Genomic DNA, 3,628 nt, shown 5'->3' with positions numbered 1-3,628 from the left:
CCAGCCCCCAATGGACCGCGCCGCCGAATGCGAGAAGCAGGCCGCAATAGGCGGCGAGCGCCATCATCGGCCCCGATACGGCCCCCGTTCCGGCGCCCGGTGCGGGCTGGCCGGCGGGGAAAAAAACGACCCCGGCGCCGAAGAGCAGGGCGGGCGCGGGGCTGGCGATCGCCAGAATGATGGCCAGGAGCGGCAGGCGCTTCATGTTCTTCTCCGTTTCGTGCTGCTATGATCCTGCCCGTGACCGGAAACGACCCCACCATAGCGGCTTCGGCCGGCCGAGCGACGCGTCCTGTCCCTGTCCGTGCGCGGGAGGGAGGGTGCCGGTCGCCGTTGCGCATCCTGACAGACGCCGCGACGGCCCAATATCCACATAATGAGGAAGCAGACCCATGAGTGCTATCGTCGATATCATTGCGCGTGAGATCCTGGACAGCCGCGGCAATCCCACCGTCGAGGTCGATGTCGAGCTGGCGTCCGGCGCGCAGGGACGGGCCGCGGTGCCGTCGGGCGCCTCGACCGGCGCGCATGAGGCGGTCGAGCTGCGCGACGGCGACAAGTCGCGCTTCGGCGGCAAGGGCGTGCTGAAGGCCGCCGAGAATGTCGAGAAGGAGATCCTGGAGGCGCTGCAGGGCGTCGAATCCATGGACCAGGTCGCGATCGACGAGGCGATGATCGACCTGGACGGCACGCCGAACAAGGGGCGCCTGGGTGCCAACGCCATCCTGGCCGTGTCGCTGGCGGTGGCCAAGGCGTCGGCCGAGGAATTGCAGATCCCGCTCTATCGCTATGTCGGCGGGGTCTATGCCCGCACGCTGCCGGTGCCGATGATGAACATCGTCAATGGCGGCCAGCATGCCGACAACCCGATCGACATCCAGGAATTCATGATCCAGCCGGTGGGCGCGCCGACCTTCGCCGATGCGGTGCGCGTGGGCTCGGAGATCTTCGCCCAGTTGAAGAAGAGCCTGTCGGCGGCCGGGCACAACACCAATGTCGGCGACGAGGGCGGCTTTGCCCCCGGTCTGAAATCGGCCGACGAGGCGCTGGGCTTCATCACCAAGGCGGTCGAGGCGGCGGGCTATCGCCCCGGCGACGATGTGACGTTCGCCCTGGATTGCGCGTCGACCGAGTTCTATCGCGACGGCCGCTATGTGATGGAAGGCGAAGGCAAGACCCTGGATTCGGCCGGCATGGTGGCCTATCTGGCCGACCTGGCCGCGCGCTATCCGATCGTGTCGATCGAGGACGGGCTGGCCGAGGACGATTGGGAAGGCTGGGCCGCGCTGACCGCCGCGCTGGGCAAGACGGTGCAACTGGTGGGTGACGATCTGTTCGTGACCAATCCGGAGCGGCTGCGCCGCGGCATCAAGGCCGGCATCGCCAATTCGCTGCTGGTGAAGGTGAACCAGATCGGCACGCTGAGCGAGACGCTGGAAGCCGTCGAGATGGCGCAGCGCGCGGGCTATACCGCCGTGATGAGCCATCGTTCGGGCGAGACCGAGGATTCGACGATCGCCGACCTGGCGGTGGCGACCAATTGCGGGCAGATCAAGACCGGGTCGCTGTCGCGTTCGGACCGCACGGCGAAATACAACCAACTGATCCGCATCGAGAACGAGCTGGCCACGGCGGCCCGTTATGCGGGCCGGACGATCCTGAAGACGGCCTGAACGGCCCGAAGGGCAAAAAATACCGCGATCCGGCGCGTCCGGCGGGAAATTCTGTTTTCCGCCGGCGCCGGATCGGGAATACTTCGTGACGAATCGGAGAGGGACTTATCGACCATGCAGATCGGCCGGATGATTCGGCGGGCAATCCGCATGGTCGTTCCCCCTGCCCTGTTCATCGGGCTGACCGGTTATTTCGGCTGGAACGCCATGCAGGGCGATCATGGCATGCACAGCTATCAGGCGCAGCTCCGGCTGCTGGATGAGGCGCGTGCCGCCCAGCAGGACGCGATGTCGGAACAGCTTGCCTGGGCCCGGCGGGTGCGGGGACTGAAGGAAAACGCGCTGGACCGCGACACGCTGGACGAGCGGGCGCGGGCGATGCTGAACCTGTCGCGCTCGAATGAACTGGTCGTTCCCTATGGGGCGCACGACCGGCTTTATTGAGGGGCGGGCGTTTCCGTCAGGCGAGGCGTAACGCAAAAAGCCGGGGCCCCGTGGGGCGCCCGGCTTTTTTGTCGCATCCGCGGGTGGGACCCTGTGGATGCGGCCGATTATTTGATCTTCGCTTCGCGGAAGGCGACGTGCTTCCGCGCGACGGGATCGTATTTGCGCATCTCGAGCTTGCCGGTCTGGGCGCGGGCGTTCTTCTTCGTCACGTAGAAGTAGCCGGTGTCCGCCGTCGAGACGAGCTTGATCTGAATGGTGTTGGTCTTGGCCATGGAATCCTCAGCACTGCTCCGCCGCTGCTGGAACAATCAGGTGCAGCAGTGGTTCAAGTCGGCGGAAAATGCGCATACAGAGGCCCGAGGTCAAGCATTAGTCGCACGAATCGTGCAGATTCAGGGTGTGCGGCGCGCGGCGGAGGGAGAACGGGAGCCATGCTGAGCGTATCCGAGGCGCAGGAGCGGATTCTGGCGGACCTGTCGCCGACCGGGCCGGAACTGGTCGCGCTGGCCGATTCATGGGGGCGGGTGACGGCGGGGGAGATCGCGGCCCGGCTGGACAATCCGCCCGCCGACATATCGGCGATGGACGGATATGCGGTGCGGGCGGAGGATGCCCGCGCGGGCGCCGTGCTGAATCTGGTGGGGGAAAGCCCGGCCGGCCATCCCTTTGCCGGCGCCGTGCCCGAGGGGGGCTGCGTGCGGCTGTATACCGGCAGCGTGATGCCGGCCGGGGCCGATTCGGTGCTGATCCAGGAAAACACGATTGCCCATGGTGGAACCCAGGATGGCGCCGGCGGTGGGCGGATCGGCGTGACGGCAGATGTGCGCGCCGGGCAGCATATCCGGCGGCAGGGGCAGGATTTCGCCCGTGGCCAGGTCGTGGTCGGACAGGGCCGTGCGATCCTGGCGCGGGAAGTCGGGCTGATCGCAGCGGCGAATCATGCCTGGGTGCCGGTGCATCGGCGGCCGGTCGTCGCGATCCTGTCGACCGGCGACGAGATCGCCCTGCCGGGCAGTCCGATCCCGCCGGGCGGGATTGCCAATTCGAACGCCCCGATGCTGGCCGCCCTGGTGCGGGCCAGCGGCGGGGTGCCGGTGATTCTGCCCGACGCGCGGGATGACGAGGCCGAGATTGCCCGGCTGGGCCAGGGGATCGCACGGGCCGACATGCTGCTGACCGCCGGCGGCGCCAGCGTGGGACGCTATGACCTGGTGCAGCGCGGGTTGGAGCGGATCGGGCTGGCGGTCGATTTCTGGAAGATCGCGATGCGGCCGGGCAAGCCGCTGATGTTCGGACGCATCGGCACGGTGCCGGTGCTGGGGCTGCCGGGCAATCCGGTCGCGGCGCTGGTCTGCGGCATTGTCTTCGCCCTGCCGGCGATTCGGGCCCTGAGCGGACGGAGCGACCGGCTGGTGATGCCGGAACAGGCGGTGCTGGGGGGCGACCTGCCGGAGAACGACCAGAGGGCGGACCATCTGCGCGCCACGCTGCGCCGCGATGCCGGCGGG

4 protein-coding genes and 1 pseudogene are annotated in these 3,628 nt (G+C 67.7%); 3 read left to right on the top strand and 2 right to left on the bottom strand.

Annotated elements, in window-relative coordinates; all coding sequences use genetic code 11:
* Positions 1-205 (bottom strand): annotated as a pseudogene (locus HUK84_RS12460) (hypothetical protein); the annotation flags it as partial.
* Between the two features lie 187 nt (positions 206-392).
* Here HUK84_RS12460 and eno point away from each other — a divergent pair.
* Both eno and HUK84_RS12450 read left to right on the top strand, forming a co-directional pair.
* Positions 393-1,673, top strand: coding sequence for a phosphopyruvate hydratase (gene eno, locus HUK84_RS12455; RefSeq protein WP_176640580.1), 1,281 nt, complete (start codon positions 393-395; stop codon positions 1,671-1,673).
* Between the two features lie 114 nt (positions 1,674-1,787).
* Positions 1,788-2,117, top strand: coding sequence for an FtsB family cell division protein (locus tag HUK84_RS12450; RefSeq protein WP_176640579.1), 330 nt, complete (start codon positions 1,788-1,790; stop codon positions 2,115-2,117).
* Between the two features lie 107 nt (positions 2,118-2,224).
* Here the strand turns inward: HUK84_RS12450 and rpmG are convergent, their stop codons facing one another.
* Positions 2,225-2,392 (bottom strand): 50S ribosomal protein L33, encoded by a 168-nt coding sequence (gene rpmG, locus HUK84_RS12445; RefSeq protein WP_176640578.1) that lies wholly within the window; start codon positions 2,390-2,392, stop codon positions 2,225-2,227.
* A 159-nt stretch (positions 2,393-2,551) separates the two neighbouring features.
* On the opposite strand from rpmG, the gene HUK84_RS12440 reads away from it, so the two are divergent.
* Positions 2,552-3,628, top strand: a 1,077-nt coding sequence (locus HUK84_RS12440) for a molybdopterin molybdotransferase MoeA (protein ID WP_176640577.1), incomplete at its 3' end; no start/stop codon positions are given.

The organism is Nguyenibacter vanlangensis (assembly GCF_013376155.1).
GTDB classification, from domain to species: Bacteria; Pseudomonadota; Alphaproteobacteria; order Acetobacterales; family Acetobacteraceae; genus Gluconacetobacter; species Gluconacetobacter vanlangensis.
The sequence above is the reverse complement of the archived record's forward strand: the minus strand, read 5'-3'. Positions and strand labels throughout refer to the sequence as shown.